24 protein-coding genes are annotated in these 25,729 nt (G+C 60.1%); 9 read left to right on the forward strand and 15 right to left on the reverse strand.

Features of this window, described 5'->3' with window-relative positions; genetic code table 11:
- Positions 1-4 precede the first annotated feature (4 nt).
- From K0H48_RS26620 to K0H48_RS26635, 4 genes are all read right to left on the reverse strand, one after another.
- Positions 5-604 (reverse strand): hypothetical protein, encoded by a 600-nt coding sequence (locus K0H48_RS26620; protein ID WP_219269982.1) that lies wholly within the window; start codon positions 602-604, stop codon positions 5-7.
- Positions 570-3,062 carry a fimbria/pilus outer membrane usher protein gene (locus tag K0H48_RS26625; protein WP_257627108.1) on the reverse strand — a complete coding sequence of 831 codons (2,493 nt, stop codon included), beginning with the start codon at positions 3,060-3,062 and terminating at the stop codon, positions 570-572. Before K0H48_RS26625 ends, K0H48_RS26620 begins: the two co-directional genes overlap by 35 nt.
- Entirely contained in the window at positions 3,052-3,762 is a 711-nt protein-coding gene (locus K0H48_RS26630) for a fimbria/pilus chaperone family protein (RefSeq protein ID WP_368862202.1), read from the reverse strand. The genes K0H48_RS26625 and K0H48_RS26630 overlap by 11 nt, the downstream gene beginning before the upstream one ends.
- 127 nt (positions 3,763-3,889) lie before the next feature.
- Positions 3,890-4,546, reverse strand: a complete 657-nt coding sequence (locus K0H48_RS26635) for a DUF1120 domain-containing protein (protein WP_219269985.1) — start codon at positions 4,544-4,546, stop codon at positions 3,890-3,892.
- Between the two features lie 478 nt (positions 4,547-5,024).
- Here K0H48_RS26635 and ppx point away from each other — a divergent pair, with 478 nt between their 5' ends.
- A complete protein-coding gene (gene ppx / locus K0H48_RS26640) occupies positions 5,025-6,527 on the forward strand; it encodes an exopolyphosphatase (protein ID WP_219269986.1) in 1,503 nt (500 codons plus the stop codon).
- A 93-nt stretch (positions 6,528-6,620) separates the two neighbouring features.
- Here the strand turns inward: ppx and ppk1 are convergent, their stop codons facing one another.
- Together ppk1 and hemB are read right to left on the reverse strand one after the other, a co-directional pair.
- Positions 6,621-8,843, reverse strand: a complete 2,223-nt coding sequence (gene ppk1, locus K0H48_RS26645) for a polyphosphate kinase 1 (protein WP_219269987.1) — start codon at positions 8,841-8,843, stop codon at positions 6,621-6,623.
- Positions 8,844-8,861: 18 nt separating this feature from the next.
- Entirely contained in the window at positions 8,862-9,875 is a 1,014-nt protein-coding gene (gene hemB / locus K0H48_RS26650; protein ID WP_219269989.1) for a porphobilinogen synthase, read from the reverse strand.
- A 208-nt stretch (positions 9,876-10,083) separates the two neighbouring features.
- Here hemB and K0H48_RS26655 point away from each other — a divergent pair, with 208 nt between their 5' ends.
- Entirely contained in the window at positions 10,084-10,719 is a 636-nt protein-coding gene (locus tag K0H48_RS26655) for a DedA family protein (RefSeq protein ID WP_138813360.1), read from the forward strand.
- On the opposite strand, the gene K0H48_RS26660 is transcribed toward K0H48_RS26655, so the two are convergent.
- Positions 10,700-11,935: a sterol desaturase family protein gene (locus K0H48_RS26660; protein WP_219269991.1), complete on the reverse strand. Its 1,236-nt coding sequence runs from the start codon at positions 11,933-11,935 to the stop codon at positions 10,700-10,702. The genes K0H48_RS26655 and K0H48_RS26660 overlap by 20 nt on opposite strands.
- 115 nt (positions 11,936-12,050) lie before the next feature.
- Here K0H48_RS26660 and elbB point away from each other — a divergent pair, with 115 nt between their 5' ends.
- A complete protein-coding gene (gene elbB, locus K0H48_RS26665; protein ID WP_138813358.1) occupies positions 12,051-12,716 on the forward strand; it encodes an isoprenoid biosynthesis glyoxalase ElbB in 666 nt (221 codons plus the stop codon).
- A gap of 98 nt (positions 12,717-12,814) precedes the next feature.
- On the opposite strand, the gene K0H48_RS26670 is transcribed toward elbB, so the two are convergent.
- Positions 12,815-13,270: a YaiI/YqxD family protein gene (locus K0H48_RS26670; RefSeq protein ID WP_219269992.1), complete on the reverse strand. Its 456-nt coding sequence runs from the start codon at positions 13,268-13,270 to the stop codon at positions 12,815-12,817.
- A gap of 2 nt (positions 13,271-13,272) precedes the next feature.
- Entirely contained in the window at positions 13,273-15,168 is a 1,896-nt protein-coding gene (locus tag K0H48_RS26675; RefSeq protein WP_219269994.1) for an FTR1 family protein, read from the reverse strand.
- Between the two features lie 268 nt (positions 15,169-15,436).
- Between K0H48_RS26675 and K0H48_RS26680 the strand changes: the two genes are divergently transcribed.
- The 4 genes from K0H48_RS26680 to K0H48_RS26695 are packed head-to-tail and all read left to right on the forward strand — an operon-like array spanning position 15,437 to position 18,580.
- Positions 15,437-16,831: a COG3014 family protein gene (locus K0H48_RS26680; RefSeq protein ID WP_219269996.1), complete on the forward strand. Its 1,395-nt coding sequence runs from the start codon at positions 15,437-15,439 to the stop codon at positions 16,829-16,831.
- 10 nt (positions 16,832-16,841) lie between these two features.
- Positions 16,842-17,213, forward strand: a complete 372-nt coding sequence (locus K0H48_RS26685; RefSeq protein ID WP_008439304.1) for a YcfL family protein — start codon at positions 16,842-16,844, stop codon at positions 17,211-17,213.
- A gap of 35 nt (positions 17,214-17,248) precedes the next feature.
- Positions 17,249-17,836, forward strand: coding sequence for a penicillin-binding protein activator LpoB (gene lpoB / locus K0H48_RS26690; RefSeq protein WP_056860782.1), 588 nt, complete (start codon positions 17,249-17,251; stop codon positions 17,834-17,836).
- A 3-nt stretch (positions 17,837-17,839) separates the two neighbouring features.
- A complete protein-coding gene (locus tag K0H48_RS26695) occupies positions 17,840-18,580 on the forward strand; it encodes a penicillin-binding protein activator LpoB (protein ID WP_219269998.1) in 741 nt (246 codons plus the stop codon).
- A 138-nt stretch (positions 18,581-18,718) separates the two neighbouring features.
- Here the strand turns inward: K0H48_RS26695 and K0H48_RS26700 are convergent, their stop codons facing one another.
- From K0H48_RS26700 to K0H48_RS26710, 3 genes are all read right to left on the reverse strand, one after another.
- Positions 18,719-19,351: a LysE family transporter gene (locus K0H48_RS26700; protein ID WP_017135232.1), complete on the reverse strand. Its 633-nt coding sequence runs from the start codon at positions 19,349-19,351 to the stop codon at positions 18,719-18,721.
- A gap of 88 nt (positions 19,352-19,439) precedes the next feature.
- Positions 19,440-20,012 (reverse strand): mechanosensitive ion channel family protein, encoded by a 573-nt coding sequence (locus K0H48_RS26705; protein WP_200433094.1) that lies wholly within the window; start codon positions 20,010-20,012, stop codon positions 19,440-19,442.
- Positions 20,012-21,922, reverse strand: coding sequence for an ATP-binding cassette domain-containing protein (locus K0H48_RS26710; protein ID WP_219270000.1), 1,911 nt, complete (start codon positions 21,920-21,922; stop codon positions 20,012-20,014). The genes K0H48_RS26705 and K0H48_RS26710 overlap by 1 nt, the downstream gene beginning before the upstream one ends.
- A gap of 50 nt (positions 21,923-21,972) precedes the next feature.
- On the opposite strand from K0H48_RS26710, the gene K0H48_RS26715 reads away from it, so the two are divergent.
- A complete protein-coding gene (locus K0H48_RS26715; protein ID WP_219270002.1) occupies positions 21,973-22,434 on the forward strand; it encodes a TIGR02444 family protein in 462 nt (153 codons plus the stop codon).
- On the opposite strand, the gene K0H48_RS26720 is transcribed toward K0H48_RS26715, so the two are convergent.
- Entirely contained in the window at positions 22,431-23,444 is a 1,014-nt protein-coding gene (locus K0H48_RS26720; protein WP_219270003.1) for an AlgP family protein, read from the reverse strand. The genes K0H48_RS26715 and K0H48_RS26720 overlap by 4 nt on opposite strands.
- Before the next feature lie 192 nt (positions 23,445-23,636).
- Here K0H48_RS26720 and K0H48_RS26725 point away from each other — a divergent pair, with 192 nt between their 5' ends.
- Complete coding sequence (locus K0H48_RS26725; protein WP_219270005.1) at positions 23,637-24,314, forward strand: FKBP-type peptidyl-prolyl cis-trans isomerase; 678 nt, start codon at positions 23,637-23,639, stop codon at positions 24,312-24,314.
- Positions 24,315-24,367: 53 nt separating this feature from the next.
- On the opposite strand, the gene rsd is transcribed toward K0H48_RS26725, so the two are convergent.
- Together rsd and K0H48_RS26735 are read right to left on the reverse strand one after the other, a co-directional pair.
- The gene (gene rsd / locus K0H48_RS26730; protein ID WP_219270007.1) at positions 24,368-24,826 is read right to left on the reverse strand and encodes a sigma D regulator; all 459 of its coding nucleotides are present in this window, start codon (positions 24,824-24,826) and stop codon (positions 24,368-24,370) included.
- A gap of 209 nt (positions 24,827-25,035) precedes the next feature.
- Entirely contained in the window at positions 25,036-25,557 is a 522-nt protein-coding gene (locus K0H48_RS26735) for a disulfide bond formation protein B (protein ID WP_219337618.1), read from the reverse strand.
- Between the last annotated feature and the right edge of the window lie 172 nt (positions 25,558-25,729).

Consider the following 25,729-nt stretch of genomic DNA (forward strand, 5'->3'; position numbering starts at 1 on the left):
TCGATTAGCCGCCGGGCAACCATTCAAAGTGCCCCTGACCTTCAAAGACAGTCTCGCGTCGCACAGAAAAGGCATCGGGTGGCAGGTAAGTGTCGATCTCCACCAGCGCTGAAAAGCGTGTGCCGGTCAGCGGCAGACCACTGGCTTTGGCAATCAATACGTGGCCGGGCAATAAAAGCCCCGACGTAGACATGTCTGTTGATTGCGCCGAGTTGAGTTCGACGGCGCGACCATCGACCTGGGCATGCCTGAGGGCCAGGGTGAAGCTGCCCTGGCGGCCGAATCGATAGCCTTGCGCCCCTGCAGGAACACCCGTAAAGCGCAAGGCGACAGCCCCGGGCTGGGCACACACGACGCTCAATTGCAGGGTTCGCTTGCCCAACATGATGGGCCGGCTTCTGATCCCCTCGTCCAGCAGTTCTGTGCGTCTAAGCACGCCGTAATCGACCCTTGGCTGGCTGAGGGAAAGGCGGCAGTCATTCGCCGAAGCATCCGGGGCCGCTATCGCGAGTATGAACAACAGCAAGCTAACGCCCAGGCACAGTCGACGCAGGGTGTATTGCACTGATTCATTGGGCACGACAGACCGCCGAAGCCGTTTCATAGAGTTTGTCCTCTGTGGATTGCGACTCAAGGTTCAGATGCAGCAGGCACGCGCGGGTAGAGCCCGGCGGCGAAACGCTGAGGATTTGCCCGTCATCCATGTTGTTCAAAAAGATCAGGCCCTCACCCACCACATTGGTCAGGTAGGTGTTATCCGGGCCGAACACCGCAGAGCCCTGGGGCAGAGATGTGCCTTGCTCATCGCGCACCTCAAGCAATACCCGGCGAACATTCACCACCTGGAAATCCACGGTATTGAATGAACCGCGCCCAACGGCGAGGATTTTGGTGCCATTCTTGAGATCGACCCGCTTGGGCAAGGACTGGGTCTGCACTTCCAGGTGGCTGGTGGTATAGGCCGGCAAGCCGGGAATCACTGCATGCCCACGGTAGTCAGTCCATACCGGGCCTTGTGGGGTCGAAACCTTGGCCGCCGACACTTCGCCCACCGAAAGCACACCAAAGGTGTCCTGCACGGCGTAGGGGGAAAAGGTCAGGCCGCGCTCGTGAGCCACCACGGCCCCCTGCAGTTGCCCGCTGTAGCTGGTGCTCGTGGGCGTGCGATTCACGCCCAGGCCCACACGGGTGTAACGCGGCATCACGTCCACATTCGCGCGAACCGCTTGCTGGCGCTCCTGCAGATCCCGCTCAACCCCCACTTCGTAGTTCACATATTCATTGACCCGCTCGGACAACGCCGTGCCCATATCGGCGCGGCCATTGCGGCGACTGGCATAGGACGTCAGGCGGCGATCATCACCCAAGGGCACCGTGACCTGCAGGCGCAAGGACAGCCCTTCCGGCGATACCTCATCGCGCATGCCACGCTCACGGCTTGCGACCTTGCGCCGCCGCGAGACGCCCACCTGCGAGTCGGCGATCAACGCCACATCGACCTGCCTGAAACCCTTGCTCCACGAGGCAAATACATGTTCGGCAAGCTGGCCGTCAAACTGCGTACTGCGCGTGTAGCTGAGCGAAAAGGCGCCCAGGGTCGGCTCAGCCCAATTGAGCCCCGCCGTGTACTGATTCTGGAAACGAGTGTGCAGATCGTCTTTTTTCAAGCGCCGGCCTGCTTCGAGGACATCGCGGTAGCCTTGGCTTTGGGTCGTCGCACTGAGGCTCATCTCAGCACCCGCCACCAACGGGCTGCTCAGGGATACTGCACTGCGGCTGCCGTTCACACCCGCTTCACCATCGCGCGAGATGTTTTGCCGGGCACTGACGGTCACCCGCTGGAAAAACACACTGCTCATAGTGCCGCCGGCCGACTGGTACTCATCGGTACTCAATAAACCGAACCCCAGGGATGACTGCCGGCCGAGCCCCCAGGTGCCGCTGCCCATGACGACAGTCGGCGCCTCGCGGGCCCCGCTCAGTTGTTCACGTACCTTGCCAAGGGCGAAGTCAAAGCCTGGGGTTACGGCAATAGCCGCACCAAAGGAAGCCGCCGGCACCACGAAACTGCGTGTGCCGCCCCGAGTGCCGATAACGCTGACCTCCAGATCGCTGGTGCCATTGAGCAAAGGCAAGCCTGTCAGGCTGAACGGCCCTTCCGGCACCAGCGTGGTATGGATCAGCGCACCGGACTGGCGCACCTCGACACGCGCCTGGCTGTGGGCTAACCCCTCCACCACCACGCCATTACTGGCGCCGGCGCGGGAGACGCCATCAGGAAACAGCTGTAACCCCGATAGCTGAATCCCACCGAACACCGGGCTTCGGGTAGAGATCTGGCCCACTTGGAAAGTTGACTGCAACGCCGCGATATCACGCTGGGCGTAGGCCTGCACATGCTCGCTGCTGCTTTTGCCGTTATCAACGATGTAGAACTGCCGGCTGCGGACCACCCAATTACCCAGGTTGAATCCCGCCTCGGTATAAGCTGAAACGAACCGACTGGGGCCACTGCGCGACTGGTTCTGAAACCCAAGCACATCGTAGTTGAACAACGCCGCCGCACCGCCCTCGGAAAAATTCCCCCCTTCCCATTCTGGCTCACGCAGGGACTGGGTCGGCACAACCAGCACCACCTCCTCGCTGCCCGGCTGCAGTCTGACGATGGTCGCGGGGAACTCGCCGATGAAATCGTGACAGGCCTGATCGGCCGAGATGCCCGATTGCAGGATCGCCGAGGGCACTTTAAGGCCAGCCTTCTCCAGTAAACCCTGGGTAAAACACAGCTGCCCCTGATAATCGAAACGAGCCTCGACCAACCCCAGGGAATTCCCGTTGACCCGCAGCCCCACTACTTGCCTACCCTCACGAAACCGCGCGGCACTGCGAAAGTAGTCGGAAACCTTGGGGTCGATGCCATAACTGGCCAAGACAGCCAGATCAAAGCCCTCTCCCAACTCGACGGCCAAAGCAAAACCGGGGGCACCCCACAAGGCCGCCAGCCCCATGAAAAGCCCAGGGCGACGGACCGTCAGGCCAACCATCGAACGCTTAACGCTCATGAACCAGAACATCTGCCTGGTAGGCATCGACAGCAAACCCAAAGGTCGTGGCCGGCTGCAACACCACCGAGGACACCGCTCCCGTCGGCCCTTCGGTCTTGAGCGTCAATACCTCACCGGGCAGGATATAAGTGCGTGGCAGCAAGCCGGTTTGTTTCAGCGGATTAAGCTGCACCTCCAATCCCATGCGCACCACATAAGCACTGTCGTTATGCACGCTCAAGCGGTCCCCCTGGCGCTTCCACTTGAGCAGTTCCCAAGGTGCCTGGTGCCGGGGCAAACCTGCCGGGTGCAGGATCAGCGGCAAGTTTTGACGCAGGGTGATACCAATGGTCGCACCACCAGGCTCACGTGCCTGGGGAATCCCCTCGAACGACACGCGCTTCAAACGCTGAGTCTTGAGGGGCGTCTTCAGGGTGCTGATAAACCGGACCAGTTGCGTTTCCCCTGGCTCCACGCGAGCAATGGGCGGGGTGACAATCAACAGGGTTTCAAGATCCTCGGGCACATTTTCAATAACGGAGTGCAGTAATGCGGGGGTTGGATCAGTGTTTTTTATATTGATCGTGGCTTCGCCGTTCTCTTCATAAAGAATGACAACCGTTGTTTCAGGCAACATACCGTCTGCATGGGCTACGCCATACAGCAGCAGAGCCATACAGAAAAATATGAAAACAATTGATTTGGAAAGACCGTTCACCGAATTCTCCCTGGAACATTCATAAACAAATGAACACGCGTCATTGCACAGCCACATGAAAACAGTCGACAACTAATAAGAGGCCCCCTGACTGCCTCTGCTTCGTTATCGACTGTTGTTCAAACGTTTAGATGTAATCCAAAATCAGCGTCGCGTGACCATCCAACGCCACATTACCGGTGAGGTTCAGATCGCTTGCGCGATTGATAACCGCTTTGACGGCAATAATACCGCTTAGCTGAGAGATCGGAGCTGGTGCATTGACAACGCCGTTACGCCAGGAATGCTGGCTAGGTGTCTGGGTAACCTTGCCGTCGCTGGCTTGCCAGGCGGCCGAGGCGCTCGAGCGTACGATCGGCGAAAGCGCCACACCGCTGGACGTCAGGCTTCTGAGGGTGACCGAATAGCCGCCGATGCGCCTGCCACCCGACGTACCGAGACCATAGTTTTGGGCCTCGGTGTAGCCAGCGCCCAATATGCCGGCAACTTTGCTGGAGGACCGCAAGTCAGTAACAGACAAGAAAAACCTGGCAGGCGTAGTACCGCAGTTGACGACCAGGGAAGTGGAACGCTCCTCACGTGGGTTGAAATTCGTCTGGGACAATTCAGTAGCGCGAATCGTGCCATAGTCGATAACCCCGCCGGCGCTCACGCTCATACTGCAAGCCGCCGGAATGATGGTGCCTTTGACGATCAGGTTACCGGTCGGCTTAGGTGTGGCATAGGCACCCACACTGGCAACCAGGCACGCGATACCCACGGCCAAACCAAATATTTTTTTCATATTTTACCCGTCATTAGAAATTAACAGGCGTTACTTATTAAAGGCTGAAAAGCTCCGTTTCTAAAATACGACATTCCCTGACATGAAAGACCATAAACAAATAACACCACGGCATCATTGCCGGCGGGCAGTCTCGCTTGTTAGTGACCTGAAAAAGAATAGGAGAGCACGCCAAGTGTTGTCAGAATGTAATAAATACATCTCCACCGCTTACTACTGCATCAGTAGTCATAACTAAGAAATTGAACAGAATAAATACGAACCTCTGTAAGAAAAGTGCCGAGAGGTTTTCTATAAGTATAAATCTAATACCTCTTACTTAGCCTAATGTTTATTCGTCAGGACAACGGAGAATCGCCCTACATCTCCATCAGGCATTGCCTCCGGCACCGCCAGGAAGATTCCCGAAGCACAACGCGTTGGCGGCAGCGGTCGATCGTGGCACGATGGTCGGGTTATCGACCGAGACCCCCAAACCATGCCGCAATCCCAAGCCAAGAATCTGTCCCTGATCGCCGCCATCGACCTGGGCTCCAACAGCTTTCACATGGTCGTGGCCAAGGCCCAGAACGGCGAAATCCGCATCCTTGAGCGGCTCGGCGAGAAAGTTCAACTGGCTGCCGGCATCGACGACCAGCGCCAGCTCAATGAAGAATCCATGCAGCGCGGCCTCGACTGCCTCAAGCGTTTTGCCCAACTGATTAACGGTATGCCTTTGGGCGCCGTGCGAATTGTCGGCACCAACGCCCTGCGTGAGGCGCGTAACCGTGTCGAATTCATCCGCCGTGCCGAAGAAATCCTCGGGCACCCGGTAGAAGTGATCTCCGGCCGCGAGGAAGCGCGCCTGATCTACCTCGGCGTGTCCCACACCCTGGCCGACACGCCCGGCAAGCGCCTGGTGGCGGATATCGGCGGCGGCAGTACCGAGTTCATCATCGGGCAACGATTCGAGCCCTTGCTGCGCGAGAGCCTGCAAATGGGCTGCGTGAGCTTTACCCAGCGCTATTTCAAGGACGGCAAGATCACCCCGGCCCGCTATGCCCAGGCCTACACGGCGGCGCGGCTGGAGATCATGAGCATTGAGCACGCGCTGCACCGCCTGACCTGGGATGAAGCCATCGGCTCCTCCGGCACCATCCGCGCCATCGGCCTGGCCCTGAAAGCCGGCGGCCATGGCACCGGCGAAGTCAACGCCGAAGGCCTGGCGTGGCTCAAGCGCAAACTGTTCAAGCTGGGCGATGCCGAGAAAATCGACTTCGACGGCATCAAGCCCGACCGTCGCGCCATCTTCCCGGCCGGCCTTGCGATTCTCGAAGCGATCTTCGACGCCCTCGAGCTGCAACGCATGGACCACTGTGATGGCGCCCTGCGCGAAGGCGTGCTGTATGACCTGCTGGGCCGCCATCACCACGAAGACGTGCGTGAGCGCACCCTCACCTCGTTGATGGAGCGTTATCACGTCGACCTGCAACAAGCGGCCCGCGTGGAGCGCAAAGCCCTGCATGCCTTTGACCAAGTGGCCGAGGACTGGGACCTGGAAGACGGCGTCTGGCGCGAACTGCTGGGCTGGGCCGCCAAGGTGCATGAAGTGGGCCTGGACATCGCCCACTACCATTACCACAAGCACGGCGCCTACCTGATCGAACACTCGGACCTCGCCGGTTTCTCCCGCGAAGACCAACAGATGCTCGCCCTGCTGGTGCGTGGCCATCGCCGCAACATTCCCAAGGACAAGTTTGCCGAATTCGGCGACGAAGGCATCAAGCTGATCCGCCTGTGCGTGCTGCTGCGCTTTGCGATCCTGTTCCACCACATCCGTGGCACCCAGGAAATGCCGCAAGTCACCCTGCGCGCCCACGGCGACAGCCTGGACGTGGTGTTCCCTAAAGGCTGGCTGGATGAAAACCAGCTGACCCAGGCGGACTTTGCCCAGGAAGCGGAGTGGTTGACGCGGGTTGGGTTCAGCCTGAACTTGCGCTAAAGAACACTGCAAAAAAACCTGTGGGAGCGGGCTTGTTGTGGCGAGCGGGCTTGCCACACAGGTCACTCCCACATTTTTAGAGCATGTCGGGTTTTAATTCACCGCAAGAATCGGGCTACCCAGCTTCTCCAGCAACGTCGCCTGCGCGCTGCGCGGGTTCTGGTTGCCGGTCGGCGTGTTGCGCACGTAGCGCCCGTCCGATTGCAGGCTCCAACTGTGGGTGTTGTCGGTGAGGTAGCTTTCCAGCTCCTTCTTGACCCGCATGATCAGCTTCTTGCCTTCCACCGGGAAGCAGGTCTCCACACGCTTGTCGAGGTTGCGCTCCATCCAGTCGGCACTGGAGAGGAACATCTGCTCTTCGCCGCCGTTGAGGAAGTAGAACACCCGCGTGTGCTCCAGGAAGCGGCCGATGATCGAGCGCACATGGATGTTATGCGACACGCCCACAATGCCCGGCCGCAGGCAGCACATGCCACGCACCACCAGGTCGATGCGCACACCGGACTGGCTGGCCTTGTACAGCGCGCGGATGATCTTCGGATCGGTCAGCGAGTTGAACTTGGCGATGATATGCGCCGGCTTGCCGTCGAGGGCGAACTGGGTTTCGCGGGCAATCATGTCGAGCATGCCCTTCTTGAGCGTGAACGGCGCGTGCAGAAGCTTCTTCATGCGCAAGGTCTTGCCCATGCCGATCAACTGGCTGAACAACTTGCCGACGTCTTCACACAAAGCGTCATCAGAGGTGAGCAAGCTGTAGTCGGTGTAGAGCTTGGCGTTGCCGGCGTGATAGTTACCGGTGCCCAAGTGGGCGTAACGCACGATTTCACCGGCTTCGCGGCGCAGGATCAGCATCATCTTGGCGTGGGTCTTGAAGCCGACCACGCCGTAGATCACCACCGCACCGGCCGCTTGCAGGCGGCTGGCCAGTTGCAAGTTCGACTCTTCGTCAAACCGCGCACGCAGCTCGATCACCGCCGTGACTTCCTTGCCGTTACGCGCGGCGTCGACCAGCGCATCGACGATTTCCGAGTTGGCGCCGGAGCGATACAAGGTCTGGCGCACGGCCAACACATGCGGGTCTTTGGCGGCCTGACGCAGCAGGTCGACCACTGGCGTGAACGACTCGAACGGGTGCAGCAGCAGAATGTCCTGCTTGCTCACCACGCTGAAAATGTTCTCGCTGTTTTGCAGCAATTTCGGGATCTGCGGCGTGAACGGCGTGTATTGCAGCTCCGGATGGCTGTCCAGGCCGGTGATGCTGAACAGACGCGTCAGGTTCACCGGACCATTGACCTGGTACAGCTCGGACTCGGCCAGGTTGAACTGCTTGAGCAGGTAGTCCGACAGGTGTTTGGGGCAGGTGTCGGCCACTTCCAGGCGCACCGCGTCGCCGTAACGCCGCGAGAACAGCTCGCCGCGCAGGGCACGGGCCAAGTCTTCGACGTCTTCGGAGTCCAGCGCCAGGTCGGCGTTCCGGGTCAGGCGGAACTGGTAGCAGCCCTTGACCTTCATGCCCTGGAACAGGTCATCGGCGTGCGCGTGGATCATCGACGAAAGGAATACATAATTATCGCCAGCGCCCCCCACTTCCTCCGGTACCTTGATGATCCGTGGCAACAGACGCGGCGCCGGGATGATCGCCAGGCCCGAATCGCGACCGAAGGCGTCGATGCCTTCCAGCTCGACGATAAAGTTGAGGCTCTTGTTCACCAGCAACGGGAACGGGTGCGTCGGGTCGAGACCGATCGGAGTGATGATCGGTGAAATCTCGTCGCGGAAGTAACGGCGCACCCAGGTCTTGATCTTGGTGGTCCAGTGGCGTCGACGGATGAAGCGGACCTGATGTTTTTCCAGTTCCGGCAACAGGATGTCGTTGAGGATCGCGTATTGGCGGTCCACATGACCGTGTACCAGCTCGCTGATGCGTGCCAGGGCCTGATGCGGCTGCAGGCCGTCGGCACCGGCTTGTTCACGGGCAAAGGTAATTTGCTTCTTGAGGCCGGCAACGCGGATCTCGAAGAACTCGTCCAGGTTGCTGGAGAAGATCAGCAGGAATTTCAGCCGCTCCAGCAGCGGGTAGGACTCATCCAGCGCCTGCTCGAGCACGCGGATGTTGAATTGCAGTTGTGACAGCTCACGGTGGATGTACAGGCTGCTGTCATCCAGGTTGGTCACCGCCGCTACCGGGGCCGGCGCGGGCGCTTCAGCCACCACGGCAGGTGCGGCCGGCTCCAGCTCCGGTGGGGTTTCGCTGACTTGTTCAACCACCGGGTGAGCGTCTTTTACAGCAACTTCGGAGAGTCCTTCGGTATTCATCGAGTGTTCCTGTGAGGGCTATTGTTGCTCTCTAAGCAATTGGGCAGCGCGGGCGGCGAAGTAGGTCAGAATGCCATCAGCACCCGCACGTTTAAAGGCAGTCAGGGATTCGAGGATCACCCCTTCACTCAACCAACCATTCTGGATCGCGGCCATGTGCATGGCGTATTCACCGCTGACCTGATAGACAAAGGTCGGCACCTTGAATTCCTCTTTGACCCGATAAAGGATGTCCAGGTACGGCATCCCGGGCTTGACCATCACCATGTCGGCGCCTTCGGCCAGGTCGGCGGCCACTTCGTGCAGGGCTTCATGGCTGTTGGCCGGGTCCATCTGGTACGAGGCCTTGTTGGCCTTGCCCAGGTTCAACGCCGAGCCCACCGCATCGCGGAACGGGCCGTAATACGCGCTGGCGTACTTGGCCGAGTAGGCCATGATGCGTACGTTGACGTGGCCGGCCAGCTCGAGGGCTTCGCGGATCGCCTGGATGCGGCCGTCCATCATGTCCGACGGTGCCACCACTTGGGCGCCTGCGGCGGCATGGGACAAGGCCTGCTTGACCAGCGCATCGACAGTGATGTCGTTCTGAACGTAGCCGTCTTCGTCGAGAATGCCATCCTGGCCGTGGGTGGTGAACGGGTCCAGCGCCACGTCGGTGATTACACCCAGTTCCGGGAAACGCTCACGCAAGGCACGGGTGGCGCGCTGGGCGATGCCTTCGGGGTTCCAGGCTTCGGCGGCGTCGAGGGACTTGAGCTCAGCCGGTGTCACCGGGAACAGTGCCAATGCGGGAATCCCCAGTTCAACCCAACCGGCTGCCTCTTCAAGCAGCAAATCAATGGTCAAGCGCTCCACGCCCGGCATCGACGCCACAGCTTCCCGACGATTTTCGCCGTCCAGCACAAACACCGGCAGGATCAGATCATTCGACGTCAGTACGTTTTCACGTACAAGGCGGCGAGAAAAATCATCACGGCGATTGCGTCGCAGACGGGTGGCGGGGAACAGGCGATTGGCAGGGGTAAAGCTCACGACAGACTCCTGAGCCCGCGTTTACGGGCGAGCGTTGCAGTTATAAGCGGCCATTATGACGAAGGAATGACAGTTGTGCTTATCGATGCGACCTGTAGTCGCATTCGTCGTTTATGTAGGAATTGTTCACTTCGTGACACATCTCGATACTTTCATGAATGTTCACGAAGGCGTAGGCTGCGCGTTCATTTCGCCAGCACCCCAGACCATGCTTCAACAATTTCTGCATGACTTCGGCTACTTTGCGCTCTTCCTGGGCACCTTCTTTGAAGGCGAAACCATTTTGGTTCTCGCAGGCTTCCTGGCGTTCCGTGGCTACATGGATATCAACCTGGTGGTCGTGGTTGCGTTTTTTGGCAGCTATGCCGGCGACCAGCTGTGGTATTTCCTGGGGCGCAAACACGGGCGCAAGCTGCTGGCGCGCAAGCCGCGTTGGCAATTGATGGGCGACAAGGCCCTGGAACATATCCGCAAGCACCCGGATATCTGGGTGCTGAGCTTCCGCTTCGTGTATGGATTGCGCACCGTGATGCCTGTGGCGATAGGCCTGTCTGGCTACCCGCCGGCCCGCTACTTGATCCTCAACGGCATCGGCGCCGCCATCTGGGCCGCAGCCTTGGGCGCGGCGGCCTACCACTTCGGTGCGGTGCTGGAAGGCATGCTCGGCAGCGTCAAGAAATACGAGCTGTGGGTACTGGGCGCGTTGCTGTTGCTGGGGTTTGGCCTGTGGTTGCGCCGGCGCTTCAAGAATGCGCGTATCGCCCGCGAAGCCTGTGCTGCGGCCAAGGCCCGGCTGGCTGCCGAGCCGGCCCCGGAGCCAACGCCTAAGACGCCAGTCGAGTAAGCCGGCTTCTGCAACAGTAGAGGCCGATCGCGCTGAGCAAGCTGTAACTCACCAAGCCCAGCCAACCGAGGCTGCTGGCCGGCCACAAGCCGACCAACGGCGCCAGCCACACTAGTGGCACATTCAGCCCCAGGCGCACCAGCTCGGCTTTCAGCGCCCACGGCCGGTTCTCCAGGGCCACACCCAAGGTAAACAACCCCAGCGCCATCGCACTCCAGCCCAGCACCAGCGCGGCCGTGGGCAGCCCTTCGCCGAAATTCATCAGGTAACTGCCAAAGCCTACGTACGCTGCAAATTGCAGGGCGATGTAAACCTGCTGGCGTGCGTCCAGCGGCACCTCGAATTTGCGGAACTGGCTCAAGACGGGCTTGGCCATCGGGTACTTGGCCTTCACGTCCGCCGGGCGCCAGCCGGTGCGCATGAACCAGATACGCAGCTTGTCCCACCTGCTCTCGGTGCGGCGCGCATCACTCCACAACTGTGCATAAAACTGCAGGTTGGCCCATAGCGGGTTCCAACTGGCCAACGGCGTGGTCACGCCAAAGATCACCGGTTCATTTTCGTCTTCTTCCTGGAAGCTGCCGAACAGGCGGTCCCAAATAATGAACACCCCGCCGTAGTTGCGATCCATGTAGAGAGCGTTTTGTGCATGGTGGGCCCGATGGTTGGACGGCGTGACAAAGATCCACTCGAACCAGCCAAGCTTGGGCACATGGCGGGTATGCACCCAGAATTGATACAGAAGATTGAGCGAGGCCACACTGATAAACACCACCAACGGCACACCCAGCACGGCCAGGGGCAGGTAGAAAATCCAGCTCAGCAGAAAGCCAGTGCTGGTCTGGCGCAGGGCGGTGGTGAGGTTGTAGTCCTCGCTCTGGTGATGCACCGAGTGCGCGGCCCACAAGATGTTGCGCTCATGGCCGCAGCGGTGCAGCCAGTAGTAGCAGAAGTCGTAGAACACAAAGGCGAACACCCAGGTCCATACGCTCTGGGCGGGAAGCTCGATCAGCGCCAGGTGCTTGAGGGCAAATGCGTAGGTCAGCAGGCCCACGCCCTTGGTCAACAACCCGGTGGTGGTGGACAGCACGCCGGTGCTGAGGCTGTTGATGGCGTCCGCCACCCGATAATTGCGTTCGCCGCGCCAGCGATCGGCCAGCAGCTCGACCACGATCAGGGCAATGAAAAACGGTACCGCGTAAGGCACGAAGTCCATGGGCTAGTCCGATGTTTTTTTGTTACATCAAGATTAGGTGTAGCGGCAGGAGATCCCATTGGCAACAGGTGACAAATTAGTAGACATTTAACGCCACAAAATAGGAGAGATGCCCATGAGCAAAAAGATTGCAGTGATCCTTTCCGGCTGCGGCGTGTACGACGGCGCAGAGATCCATGAAAGCGTGATCACGCTGCTGCGCCTGGATCAGCGCGGCGCTCAGGTCCAATGTTTTGCGCCAGATATTGCGCAGCTGCATGTGATCAACCACCTCACTGGTGAAGAGATGCCCGAGTCACGCAATGTGCTGGTGGAGTCGGCGCGCATCGCTCGCGGTGAAGTCAAAGACATACGCGAAGCCAATGCCGACGAGTTCGACGCACTGATCGTGCCTGGCGGGTTTGGTGCAGCCAAGAACCTCTCGAACTTTGCCGTGGAGGGCGCCGGCTGCAGCGTCAATCCACAAGTGCTGGAGCTGGCCGAAGCCTTTGCCGAAGCCGGCAAGCCCGTGGGGTTGATCTGCATCTCACCGGCCCTGGCGGCAAAGATCTACGGCCCCGGCGTGACCTGCACCATCGGCAACTGCCCCGACACGGCGGCCGCGCTGGACAAAATGGGTGCCACTCATCAGGAGTGCGCCGTCGAGGACATCGTCGAGGACAAGGCCCGCAAGCTGGTGAGCACACCGGCCTACATGCTCGGCAAGCGCATCAGCGAGGTCGCATCAGGGATCAACAAGCTGGTGGATCGGGTACTGGAACTGACTCACGAGAATGATTAACCCGCGATAGACGACCGTGTGTGGTAAGCCTGCTCGCCACAACAAGCCTGCCCATAACAACAAGCCTAGCTGCTACAACAAGCCCACTCGCTGCACGGTCAGACCTGACGCATTAACCGGGTGAGGATACGATCCAGCGCATTGGCAAACGCCTGCTTGTCCTTTTCCCCATGGGGCGGCGGGCCGCCGCCCATCTGGCCCTGTTCACGCAGGTCGGTGAACAGGTTACGCACCGCCAGCCGCTCACTCATGTTCGCCGGGCTGAATTCCTTGCCGCGTGGGTCGAGGGCCGTGACGCCCTTCTTCACCAGGCGATCGGCCAACGGCACGTCGCTGCAGATCACCAACTCACCGGGCACGGCGTGTTCCACCAGATAGTCATCCGCCGCGTCCGGGCCGCTGGGCACCACGATCAGCTTCACACAGGCAAAACTCGGCTTGATCTGGCTTTGGCCCGCCACCAGCACCACGTCGAACTGGCGCTTGAGGGCGAACTTCACCACTTGGTCCTTGGCTGCCCGCGGGCAGGCGTCTGCATCGATCCACACACGCATGCTTATGCCACCACTCGACGCTTCTCGGCCAGGCGGCTGCGGCCGTACAGCACCACAATCGCCAGGATCGCCACAGCCTGCGCACTCAACGAGTACGCATCGGCATGAATGCCCAGCCAGTCGAAGTCAAAGAACGCCACCGGCCGTGTGCCGAAGATGCCCGCTTCCTGCAAGGCCTTGACGCCATGCCCGGCGAACACCACCGACAACGCGCACAGCAGCGCCGCGTTGATGCCGAAGAACAACGCCAGCGGCAGTTTCGCCGACCCGCGCAGAATCACCCACGCCAAACCTACCAGCAGCACCAGCGCCGTGGCGCCGCCGGCCAGTACCGCGTTGTGCCCGGCAGGGCCCGCTTGCAGCCACAGGGTTTCGTAGAACAGGATCACCTCGAACAGCTCGCGATAGACCGAGAAAAACGCCAGCATCGCAAAACCGAAACGCCCCCCGCCGCCGACCAGGCTGCTCTTGATGTAATCCTGCCAGGCCGCCGCGTGGCGTCGGTCGTGCATCCATACGCCCAGCCACAGCACCATCACACTGGCGAACAGCGCCGTGCAGCCTTCAAGCAATTCGCGCTGGGCGCCGCTCACGTCAATCACATACGCCGCCAAGGCCCAGGTCGCCAAGCCGGCCAGCAGCGCCAAGCCCCAACCGACGTTGACACTGCGCACCGCCGATTGCTGGCCGGTGTTACGCAGGAACGCCAGGATCGCCGCGAGTACCAGGATCGCTTCAAGGCCTTCGCGCAGCAGGATCAGCAAACCAGAGATGTAGCTCAGCGACCAGCTCAGGCCATCACTGCCCAACAATCCGGCGGATTCGGTAAGTTTGCCCTTGGCCACGTCCAGGCGCTGTTGCACCTGCTCGACCGGCAGGCCGTCCTGCAACGACTGCCGGTAGGCCATCAAAGCTTTCTCGGTGTCTTTACGCACATTGGCGTCGACGTTATCCAGGGAGCTTTCTACCAGCTCGAAGCCTTCCAGGTACGCTGCGACTGAAAGGTCATAGGCCTGTTCGTGATCGCCGTTGCGGAACGCGGCGAGGCTCTTGTCCAACGTGGTTGCGGTGTAGTCGAGCAACTGCGCCGGGCCACGCTTGACCTGCGGCGGCTGCGCACGCTGGGCGCGGAACGTCGCGACAGCGGCCGGGCCACTGGCTGCCAGCACCTCGTTGGGGGTCTGGCGTGCGAGATCGGCAAGGTTGAAGGGTTGTTCGCTTTGGGCAGCAGCCGGGTCAGCAGTGAAACCTGCGATGTAGGTGGCCAGGTCCCAACGTTGGCGGTCGTCCAATTGGTCAGCGAAGGACGGCATGTCGGTGCCTTCAACACCCAGGCCGAGGGTGTTGTAGATCGCGTAGAGGCTCAGGCGGTCCAGACGTGTCGCGTCGCGCAGGTTCGCCGGCGGTGGCGTCATGCCCGTGGACGCCGGGCCATCACCGGCGCCCGCAGTACCGTGGCACACCGAACAGTGCTGGGCATAGAGCGGAGCACCCCGGGTAGGGTCTGGCGTGATCGCCGGCGCCTGGCTGACTTCATAGGCCACCGCCAACTTGGCGCCCAACTGGCGGGCTTGGCGGGCGACGGTTGCGCCGTCCTGGTGAGCGGATACCGCCGCTGACAATTCGTCGACGCCCTTGATTAACTCCGCGCGCTCCGGCCTTTGCGGCAACTCGGCCACCAGGCTCTGCAACACGCCGAGAAACTCTATTTGTTCGCGGTATTCGGATTCATCGATAACCTTCCCCGCCTCCACCGTCGGCGGGTAGTCAGCGCCAATATAGTCCAGCAGATGCAGGGCTTGTGGGGCGCCCTCGGCAGTCGCGGCCAGCAGGTTGTAGCTGCACGACATCAACCCTGGCAGCAGCAACCAGGCGAGAAAACGGAAAGGGGCAATCATGAATGAATCTCAAAGGGAAATACGAAGTAACACATTGTTGAATTTTAACGGGCTTGACTCAAGGCGTTAGTGATTTGGCGCATCGAAGAACCGCGCATTCAAGAGACAAGTAATGGCACCGCACCACGAATCACAACAGCAAAAAGCCATTGTTTTGCCAGTAATGGCGCCTATAATGCCGCGCCCTGTTATTGCGAAAGGGAATTTATTTCCTCGTTTTTATGAGGAATTTGCACATCAGCTGAATACTTTCAGGGAAGAAGTTTGCATGGCATTTCGCGCCTTAACCCCGCTGACACTCGCGGCGGTTACCTTGCTCTCCGGTTGTTCAATGTTTCGCAGCTACGATACCGAGCTGCAAGCCACCAACCAGCAGTTGGCCACCGGCAACGTCGACGGCGCCCTGACCCTGCTGGAAAAGAACAACACCGGCGAAGACAAGGACCTGCTCTACTTTTTTGAAAAGGGTGAGTTGTTACGCGCCAAAGGCGACCTCACCGGCAGCCAGACCGCCTGGCGCAGTGCCGACCTGCAAGTGTTCAAGTGGGAAGAATCGGTCAAGTTCGACAGCGAAAAGTACCTCGCCCAGTTCGGCAGCTTCCTGGTCAACGACAAGGTGCGTCGCTACGAAGGTTATGACTACGAAAAAGTCATGCTGACCACCCAGATGGCCCTGAACCTGCTGGCCCTGAATGATTTCGACGGCGCCCGCACCGAGATCAAGAAGACCCACGAGCGCGAAGCCGTGATTGCCGACCTGCGGGACAAGGAATACCTCAAGCGCGAAAACGAAGCCGAGCGCCAGGGCGTCACCACCCAGATCAAAGACCTGCGCGGCTACCCGGTGGAAGCACTCGACGCACCGGAAGTGGTCGGCCTCAAGAACAGCTACCAGAGTGCGTTCAGCCATTACCTGGCAGGCTTTGTCTACGAAGCCCTGGGTGAAAAGGACCTGGCTGCACCGGGCTATCGCAAGGCGGCCGAGTTGCGCCCCAACACACCGCTGCTGGAACAGGCATTGCTGGACCTCGACAAGTCAAAAGTCGGCGCCGACGAGACCGATGTACTCATCGTGGTGCAGAGTGGCCTGGCACCGGCGCGTGACTCGATCCGCCTGCCGCTGCCGATTCCGATTGACGGCCATCTGGTGATCACCCCGCTGTCGTTCCCGGTGATCAAGGCCGACACCTCCACCCAGGCCTTCGGCCAGATTGGCGTCGACGGCAAGCAGCAGAACCTCACCGTGCTCAATAGCACCACGGCCATGTCTCGCCGCGCCCTGCGTGATGATATGCCGGGGATCATCCTGCGCACCACCGTGCGGGCGGTCAGCCGTGGCGTGACACAAAACAACCTGAACAAGACCAACCCCATGGCGGGCTTGGTGCTGGGCATCGCCTCGGCCGTGACCGAAGGCGCCGACACCCGCACCTGGCGCACCCTGCCGGACATGACCCAAGTGACACGCCTGCGCCTCAAGCACGGCGAGCATCAGGTCAGCCTGCCCAATGCCCTCGGCGGCACGCGGGTGACGGTCAAGGCCGACCAGCGCTATCAGGTGATCACCCTGCGGGTGGTCGGCAACCAGGTGTTCGCCGGTGGCCTTGCCGCCCATGTGATGCCGAGCACCTCAGCTCAGGCTATCGCCCTCAAACAACCTTAAGGAGCACGTTATGCGTCATTTCATCCTCGGCGCCCTGGCGCTGGTCCTGCTCGCCGGCTGCGCCACCCCGCCGCCACCGGAGCCCGGCAGTGCCGCCAGCAAAATCGTGGTGATGGGCAAGTTCAAGGGCATCGCCGTCGGCGCCATCCGCGTAGCCCGCGAAAATGGCTTCCTGACTGCCAAGGTGCAGTTGAGCAACATCACCAGCAGCAACCAGATGATGTATTACCGCTTCGCCTGGCTGGGCGCCGACGGCTTCCCGGTGGGCGATGAAGAAACCTGGAAAGTGCTGAACCTGTACGCCAACCAGGCGACTTTCCTGCCGGCCATCGCCAACCTGCCCCAGGCCGCTGACTTCCGTCTCGAAGTGAAAACCCCTTGAGCCGTTGCGCTAACCGTATTCAGAGAGATTTCCCCATGTTTGCACGCTTCTCGATTCTCGCCGTCGTCGCCCTTCTGGCCAGCGGTTGCTCCAACACCTCGCCGGTACTCGGCGGCAAGAACATCAGCTACGGCGACTCCAAAGCCGTGGAACTGGTGACCAACGAGTTCGGCTCCACCGACCTGCAGATGATCGCCGAGAGCATGACCCGCTCCCTGGCCCAGTCCGGCATCCTGCAAGGCCGCCCGGTGGTGCAGGTCTATGACGTGAAGAACAAGACCAGCGAGTACATCGATACCCGCGAGATCACCACGTCGATCAAAACCCAACTGATGAAAACCGGCACCGCGCGTTTTGCCAGCGACAACACCGACATGCAAAGCCAGGTCGACCAGCTCAAGCTGCAAAACCAGAGCGGCCTGTACAAGAAATCCACGGTGAGCAAGACCGGCAACATGGTTGCCGCCAAGTACCGCCTGGAAGGCTCCATCAGCTCCATCGTCAAGCGCAGCTCGGACTACAAGGACGTGTTCTACAAGTTCAGCCTGCAACTGATCGACGTTGAAAGCGGCCTGGCCGAATGGATGGACGAGAAAGAAATCCGCAAGACCACGGAGCGCTAAGCAATGCGTGCATGGATCGGCATGATCGGCCTGCTGTGCGCCTTTGGCGCCTCGGCCGTCCCGAAGATCGCGGTCACCGACCTGGCCTACGAGGCGCGCGTGGAGGAGTACATCCACGCGGTGTCGGCCAGCAACAACTTCCAGGCCAGTGCCTACAGCGCCAGCGGGGCTTCGAGCTACAGCGAGTACGAGAGCCGCACCAGCTACATCGAACAGGCCGAGCTGCGTAAATTCAGCGGTGATATCAAGGGCGAGATTCTGAAGTCGCACCAGTTTCAGCTGGTGCAAGGCACGCCCTACACCGCCGACGCCAAGGGTGACGTCTATGACGTGATCAAACGCATCAAGGCCGGTAACTTCAAGGGCGCGGACTACGTGCTGTTCGGCACCCTGTCAGACATCGACTTCACCCAGGACATCAACGCCCTGGACCACACCAACAGCTACTCGGCGGTGCTGGGCCTGACGTTGGTGGCCGATTTCAGCCTGATCAACACCCGCACCTTCGAGATCACTTCGGCGTTTACCGCCATGGGTGAAGGCCAGGACACCAAGCTGGTGAACAACCGTGACGTGCGCGTGAGCCTGAACCGGCCGCGTGTGGTGCGGGAAGTGTCGAAAGCACTGGGTGAGGATGTGGCGCGCCAACTGGCGGAGCAGCTGGGCGGTGGCTACGAAGACCCGGGCAAGCCTGCACTGCGCAATAACCTGCCAAGGGATGAAGCGCCGAAGATTCTTCGTTGAGCCGTGATCTCAAAGCCAACACATAACAAATGTGGGAGCTGGCTTGCCTGCGATAGCATCTGCGAGGTGTAACTGATACACCGCAATGCCTGCATCGCAGGCAAGCCAGCTCCCACATTTTTGATCCGGTTTCGTCAATCAAGCCGTTGCGCGATGCAAGCTGGCCAGGAACCCCGCCGCCCCCACAAACAAGCCTGCAAACGTGCGGTTCATGCGTTTTTGCTGCTTGGGCGTACGCAGCAACCGCAAGACTTTCGACGCAAGCCCTGTGTAGCCCGCCATCACGATCATATCGACGCTGATCATGGTTGCGCCCAGGATCAAGTACTGGACCAGCAGTGGCGCCTGCGGGTTCACGAACTGCGGCAGAACCGCCAGCATGAACACCAGTGCCTTGGGGTTACTGGCGTTGACCAGGAAACCACGGAACATCATCGCCATCGGCTTGCCGATAGGGCGTATCGTCGCGTCCTCGCTCATGTCCATCGGCAAGGCGCGCCACTGTTTGATGGCCAGGTACACCAGGTACGCCACACCAAACCACTTGATCGCATAAAACGCGGTCGAAGACGCCGCAAGAATGGCACCCAGGCCGCCCGCAACCACAGCGATCTGCATCGCCAGGCCCAATTGCAGGCCAATGGCGTTCCAGTAGCCGCGCAGGAAACCGTATTGCAGGCCGCTGGACATCGAAGCGATGGCACCGGCGCCGGGGGAAAGGGAGATGATCCAACTGGCCAGGAAAAAGGCCAGCCATGTGTCGAGTGCCATTACACACCTCAGGAGGGAGTTTGCGAGTAGGGCTTAAGCTAACTCCGCCGACCGAGGACTGGCTATAGATTTTTACACGGTGTGGATGCTAGCGGTCGCCTGGAAACACATGGGTACCCGGCCAACGCCGCACCGAGCGCTGGAAGAACAGGCTGTTGGGCACCTGCACCATCGCACTGTCAGTGCCAGCCTCCGCCACTTCGATCAGTGTGGTGTAGAGCAAGTTAATCGCCACCACGCGGCCTTTTACACCCGGCTTGTCGACCGTATCCACCAGCTCGACGATATCCCCGAGGCGAAACGGCCCGACGGTGAAAATCAAAATTGCACACAGCAGGTTGGACAGCACCGACCACATGGCAAAAAACGCCACGGCTGCGACGGCGACAAACCCCGACAACGCCGTCCACAATACGGTGGCGGACACGCCCAGGCGCTCCAGCACAAAAATCAGCGCACTGCCCATGATCAACCAGCGCAGGCCGCCACGCAGTGGCATCAGCAACTGCGGCGGCAACGGGTAGCGTTCACCCAGTCGATTCAGGCCCTTGGCCACGAAACGCTGGGCGAAATAACCCGCCAGCAGGATCAGCAGGATCTGCACGCCGACCCAGATCGGCGCGATCCATTGTGCCGGCAGCGGTAACTGCAACGCTTCCATCAGGACAGCGCCTCCAGCTCCGCTTGCAAGGTTTCGAGCACTTCGAGGGCTTCCATCCAGGTCTCCTCCAACTGCCCTTCGCGCACCTTGAGCTTGGCCTGTTCGGCCAGCAGGTCGCGCAGTTCGTCCTTGCGCGCCGCCTCGTAGACGGCGCTGTCGCCCAGGCTGGTTTCGATTTTGGCCAGGCGCTCATGCACCTTGCCCAGCTCAGCTTCCAGCTTGTCGGCTTCACGCTTGTGCGGTGCCAGCTGCTGGCGCAGGGCGGCAGCTGCCTGGCGCTGGGCCTTCTTGTCGGTCTTGTCGGGGTTGACCGGCGTGTTACTCACCGGCGCGTTGCGCAGGCGGTAATCGGTCAGCCACCGCGCATAGTCATCCAGGTCGCCGTCGAACTCTTCGACCTTGCCGTCAGCCACCAGCAGGAAGTTGTCGGTGGTGCTCTTGAGCAAGTGCCGATCGTGAGACACCACCAGCACCGCACCGCTGAACTCCTGCAAGGCCATGGTCAACGCCAGGCGCATTTCCAGGTCCAGGTGGTTGGTCGGTTCGTCGAGCAGCAGCAGGTTCGGCCTGTCCCAGGCAATCAACGCCAGTGCCAGACGGGCTTTTTCGCCACCCGAGAAATTCAGCACCGGCTCATCGATGCGTGCGCCACGGAAGTCGAAGCCGCCGAGGAAGTCGCGCAAGGTTTGCTCGCGCTCGGTCGGCGCCAGACGCTGCAAGTGCAGCAAAGGGCTTGCCTTGGAATCCAGGGAATCCAACTGATGCTGGGCAAAATAGCCCACCACCGTGTTCTCGCCACGGGTCAGGCGGCCGGCCAAAGGCTCAAGCTCGCCGGACAGGTTCTTGATCAGCGTCGATTTGCCCGCGCCGTTAGGGCCGAGCAAGCCGATACGCGCACCCGGTGTGAGCTGCAGCTTGACCTTCTCGAGGATGGTTTTGTCGCCATAACCCAGGCGCGCATCCGAGAGGTCCAGCAACGGGCTGGAGATCTTCACCGATTCACGGAATACAAAGTCGAACGGCGAATCGACATGGGCCGCCGACAGCTCTTCCATGCGCTCCAGCGCCTTGATCCGGCTCTGGGCCTGGCGGGCCTTGGTGGCCTGGGCCTTGAACCGGGCGATGTAGCTTTCCATGTGCGCACGTTGCGCCTGCTGCTTCTCAAAGGCCTGTTGCTGCTGGGCCAAACGCTCAGCGCGGGCGCGTTCGAACGCAGTGTAGCCGCCCCGGTACAGGGTGATTTTCTTCTGTTCGACGTGGGCGATGTTGTCGACCACGGCGTCGAGGAAGTCCCGGTCGTGGGAAATCAGCAACAACGTGCCTTGATAGTTCTTGAGGAAGTCTTCCAGCCACAGGATCGCATCGAGGTCCAAGTGGTTGGTCGGTTCGTCGAGCAGCAGCAAGTCCGAGGGGCACATCAGTGCCTGGGCCAGGTTCAGGCGCATGCGCCAGCCACCGGAGAAGTCGGCGACCGGGCGATCCATCTGTTCGTTGGTAAAACCAAGGCCGGCCAGCATCTTGCGGGCGCGGGCGTCGGCGGTGTAGCCGTCGGCACTGTCCAGCTCAGAGTGCAGGCGGGCCTGGGCGGCGCCGTCCTGTGATTTCTCGGCCTCGGCCAGGTCGTGTTGCACCTGGCGCAGGCGCAGGTCGCCATCGAGCACGTAGTCGATCGCAATGCGGTCGAGGGTGTCGATTTCCTGGCGCATATGGGCAATGCGCCAGTCGGCCGGCAGCAAGCAGTCCCCGGAGTCCGGGGTCAGCTCACCCAGCAACAGGGCGAACAGCGTGGATTTGCCGGCGCCGTTGGCACCGATCAGGCCGGCTTTGTGACCGGCGTGCAGGGTCAGCTCGGCGTCTTCAAGAAGACGTTGCGGGCCACGCTGTAATGTTAGGCTTTGAAGTCGGATCATAATGGCGGCGGAGTCTACCAGCTTCGTTGGCCGCTGGCTTGGGTGTGAATATGTGCGCTGACCTGTGGAGCTTTGCCCTATCGATTTACGCCCGCCCCGGGTGCGAAGCCGCTTGCCTGCGCTTGCAGGAACAAGGCGCGGATGTGTGCCTGTTGCTGTGTGGTGCGTGGCTGGAGCGGCGCAGTGTGGCGCTTGAGCCTGGGCGCATTGAGGCACTGCAGCAGCTTGCCCGGCCATGGCAGCAGGCGGTGGTCGAACCGTTGCGACAGATACGCAGGCAATGGCGAACCATGGCGCAACAGGATGTGCCTCTGGCGGCGTTACGCGAGCGAGTCAAAGCTCTGGAGTTGGAGGCCGAACGGGAATTGCTAGCGCGCCTGGAAGCGTTAGCGCAGGCATGGCCGACTGGGGAATTGAGTCAACCGAAATGGCTGGAAGGCTTGGCGACCGAAGCCGCCAACCTTGACCACGACGCGCTGCAGCAGCTGCGCGTCGCGGCCACCTGCACTTAGGAAGCGCTGGTTGGGGTGGTGCTTGCCGCTACCGGTGCAGGAGTGCTGCTGGCCGATGCAGTTGGAGCGCTGGACGCTGCCGGGGCAGCAGGCGCGGCTGCCGGAGTTGCCGGCTTGGCCGGGGCAGGCTTGGCAACAGCTGGCTTTGCAGCAGCCGGTTTAGCCACTGGCTTGACCGCTGGTTTCGCAGCAGCAGGTTTAGCTGCTGGCTTGGCAGCTGGTTTGGCAGCAGCAGGTTTAGCAGCCGGCTTGGCGGCTGGTTTCGCAGCAGCAGCTTTAGCAGTTGGCTTGGCGGCTGGTTTCGCAGCAGCAGTTTTAGCAGCTGGCTTGGCGGCTGGTTTTGCAGCAGCAGCTTTAGCAGTTGGCTTGGCGGCTGGTTTCGCAGCAGCGGTTTTAGCAACTGGCTTGGCGGCTGGTTTTGCAGCAGCAGTTTTAGCAACTGGCTTGGTGGCTGGTTTTACAGCAGCAGGTTTAGCAGCTGGCTTGGCGGCTGGTTTTGCAGCAGCGGTTTTAGCAGCTGGCTTGGCGGCTGGTTTTGCAGCAGCAGTTTTAGCAGCTGGCTTGGCCGCAGCCTTGGCTGGAGCTTTCGACGCGGCAGCTTTTGCCGGGGTACGGGCGCCCAATACTTTGGCCACAGCTTCTTTCACTCGACCAACGCCCTGGGCCAGTTTCAGGCTTTCCTGAGCATCTTTTTTGAGTTGGGAAATGTAAGTGCGGGTTTCAGCTTGGCGATCCTTGAGGGCGTCCAGCAGGTCCTCAAGTTCTTTGACGGCGTCTTTGGCTTTGGCTTGTGCCTTGGCTTTGCCGGCAGTCGCGGCGTCTTGCAGTTTGGTGCGGGATTTGTGCAGCTTTTCTTGCGCTTTACCGCGTTGTTTTTCCAGTTTGGCGAGCAGTTTTTCTGCATCGGCCAACGCTTGGGAACAGGCGCTTTCCAGATGTTCGAGCAAGCTGCCCGAAAGTTGTTGGAGTAAATGCAACGGGGTATTAACAGGCTTCTGTTTGGCCGACATGGTTTACCTCCTGGCTGACGTGGGTGCGGCTCATACTAGCCCTCTGCTCTTACCGCCGCTAGGGCATGTTGACAGTATCGTTTGCCTTGCGTTGCACCGTGAGGAAATTCTTATCGATATAACAAAAAACTGCGCCACTTTTTGCCCACTCACACTGGCATAATCCGTCGCACTTTCGGCGGGAGAAGCACCATGTCGCGTTATCTTTTTTTAGTGCTGGGCTTGGCGATTGGTGTGGCCAATGCAGGCGAACAATCGCCGTCCAAAACTACTGTTCAAGACCCACACGACCTTGCCTACAGTTTGGGAGCAAGCCTCGGCGAGCGCTTGCGCCAGCAGGTGCCCGACCTGCAGATCCAAGCGCTGCTCGATGGCCTCAAGCAAGCCTACCAAGGCAAGCCATTGGCGCTGGATGATGCACGCATCGAACAGATCCTCGCCCAACACGAAGCACAAAACGCAGCCGACGCAGAGGTTCCACAAAGCGAAAAAGCGCTGGCTGCCGAGCAGCAATTTTTAGCCAAGGAAAAAGCCGGCAACGGCGTGCGTGAACTGGCAGATGGCATCCTGCTCACCGAGCTGGCACCCGGCAACGGCAGCAAGCCGCTGGCGACTGATGAGGTGCAAGTCAATTACGTAGGACGGCTGCCCGATGGGACAGTTTTCGACAAGAGCACACAGCCCCAATGGTTTCGCCTGGACAGTGTGATCAGCGGCTGGAGCAACGCGCTGCAGCAGATGCCGGTAGGCGCGAAATGGCGTTTGGTCATTCCCTCCGCCCAGGCCTATGGCGCCGACGGTGCGGGTGAGTTGATCCCGCCGTATACACCACTGGTATTCGAGATCGAATTGCTCGGCACTCGCCACTGACCCAATAAAAAACGGTGCGCCATGCGCACCGTTTTTTCATCTCACTTCGAGGGTCAAGCCTGGGTGGCTGCCTCTTCCTTGTGAGCGTTGTGCAGCACTTCGATCAGGCAGTCTTCCAACTCGAAGCGCTCATGCAACAGCGCGCCCAATTCTTTGAATTTTTCAGCAACACAATTACCCGCATCACATAGATCGGTGAAGGCCAGCAGCTTCTCGGTGATCACATCAATGCGCGGGTAGATCGTCTCTGCCAGGTCCAGACCACGCTGATCATCAAAAGCTTCCGCCTCCTTGGTCAGTTGCTCGTAGACACCAAAATGGCCGGCTGACACGTAGTCCACCAGGACAGCGCAAAAATCCTGCAACGGTTCGCGATTCTCAGCCAGTGCCTCGGGCTTGGCGCCAAGAGCATCAAAGGCTCGAACCAGTTCGTGACGTGCTTTCAACCAGCTGTCGATCAGCTTGTGCACTCCACCCCAGCGTTCCTGAGCATTCTGACAACTTTCCAGCATGGTGATCTCTCTTCCCTATAGGGGCGCTGCCGCCTGTGCCCGCGCAACACCTCAAACATTGAGGCGGCAGCCGGACAAGGCCGCATGTCACAAACGGTTTCTATAACGCGTGCGGGCCAGATTATGCCCGCATGACTATGGCTTCAAGGTACGCAGGAGAGAAAGTTCATACAAGTGTTTAATCCCGTCCTACACATTACGGCGAATTTTCAGTACCTCGCAGGGTGTAAACGGCGACCCGGCAACAATCGTGAAAACTGCATGATGCCGAGAATCAGCATCGCCAAAAAGAACAACAAGCTCCATTCGGGCAAGCTCAGGTCAAACAGTGTCCAGTTGAGTTCCACGCAGTCTACGGTGCCCTTGACCGTCAGTTGCAGTGCTTGCCATAACGACAGGTTTTCAATCATGTAGTGAAGGCTGGGCCAGCACTCGTTGACCTGCTCCGGCGCGGCATTTTGTAGCAGCACCTGGCGTACCGCGGTGATGGCCCCGAGCAGTGCGCTGCCCATGCTGGCCAATCCGTAGAGGTAGGCCCCTGAGCGTTTTGAGTTATGAATCGCCGCAGCCAGGTTGATCAGCGTGAAGGCGGCTAAAAAGATGCGCTGTACCTGGCACAGGAAGCAAGGGCGCAAGAGCGCGCCGAACTCAAGATAAAAAGACGCACCCAACGTCAGCGCACCAGCCAGGAAGGCCAGGAGAAACAGGGAGCGTGAAGGGGCCAAAGACATTGTTATCCGTACCGCAAGAGATAGACCCTTACGGTAGAGTAAAGGCCTGACTCCTTTCAATACGCACCAGAGCAGACAATTCCGCAACAGCCTAGGGATATGCCGTCAGAAGCTGGATGACTTCAAGCAGTTGGCGGTAGGAATTTGCTACTCAGAGCTTTAGTGCCCGGGT

Origin of the sequence: Pseudomonas sp. Xaverov 259 (assembly GCF_019352915.1) — a bacterium.
GTDB lineage: Bacteria > Pseudomonadota > Gammaproteobacteria > Pseudomonadales > Pseudomonadaceae > Aquipseudomonas.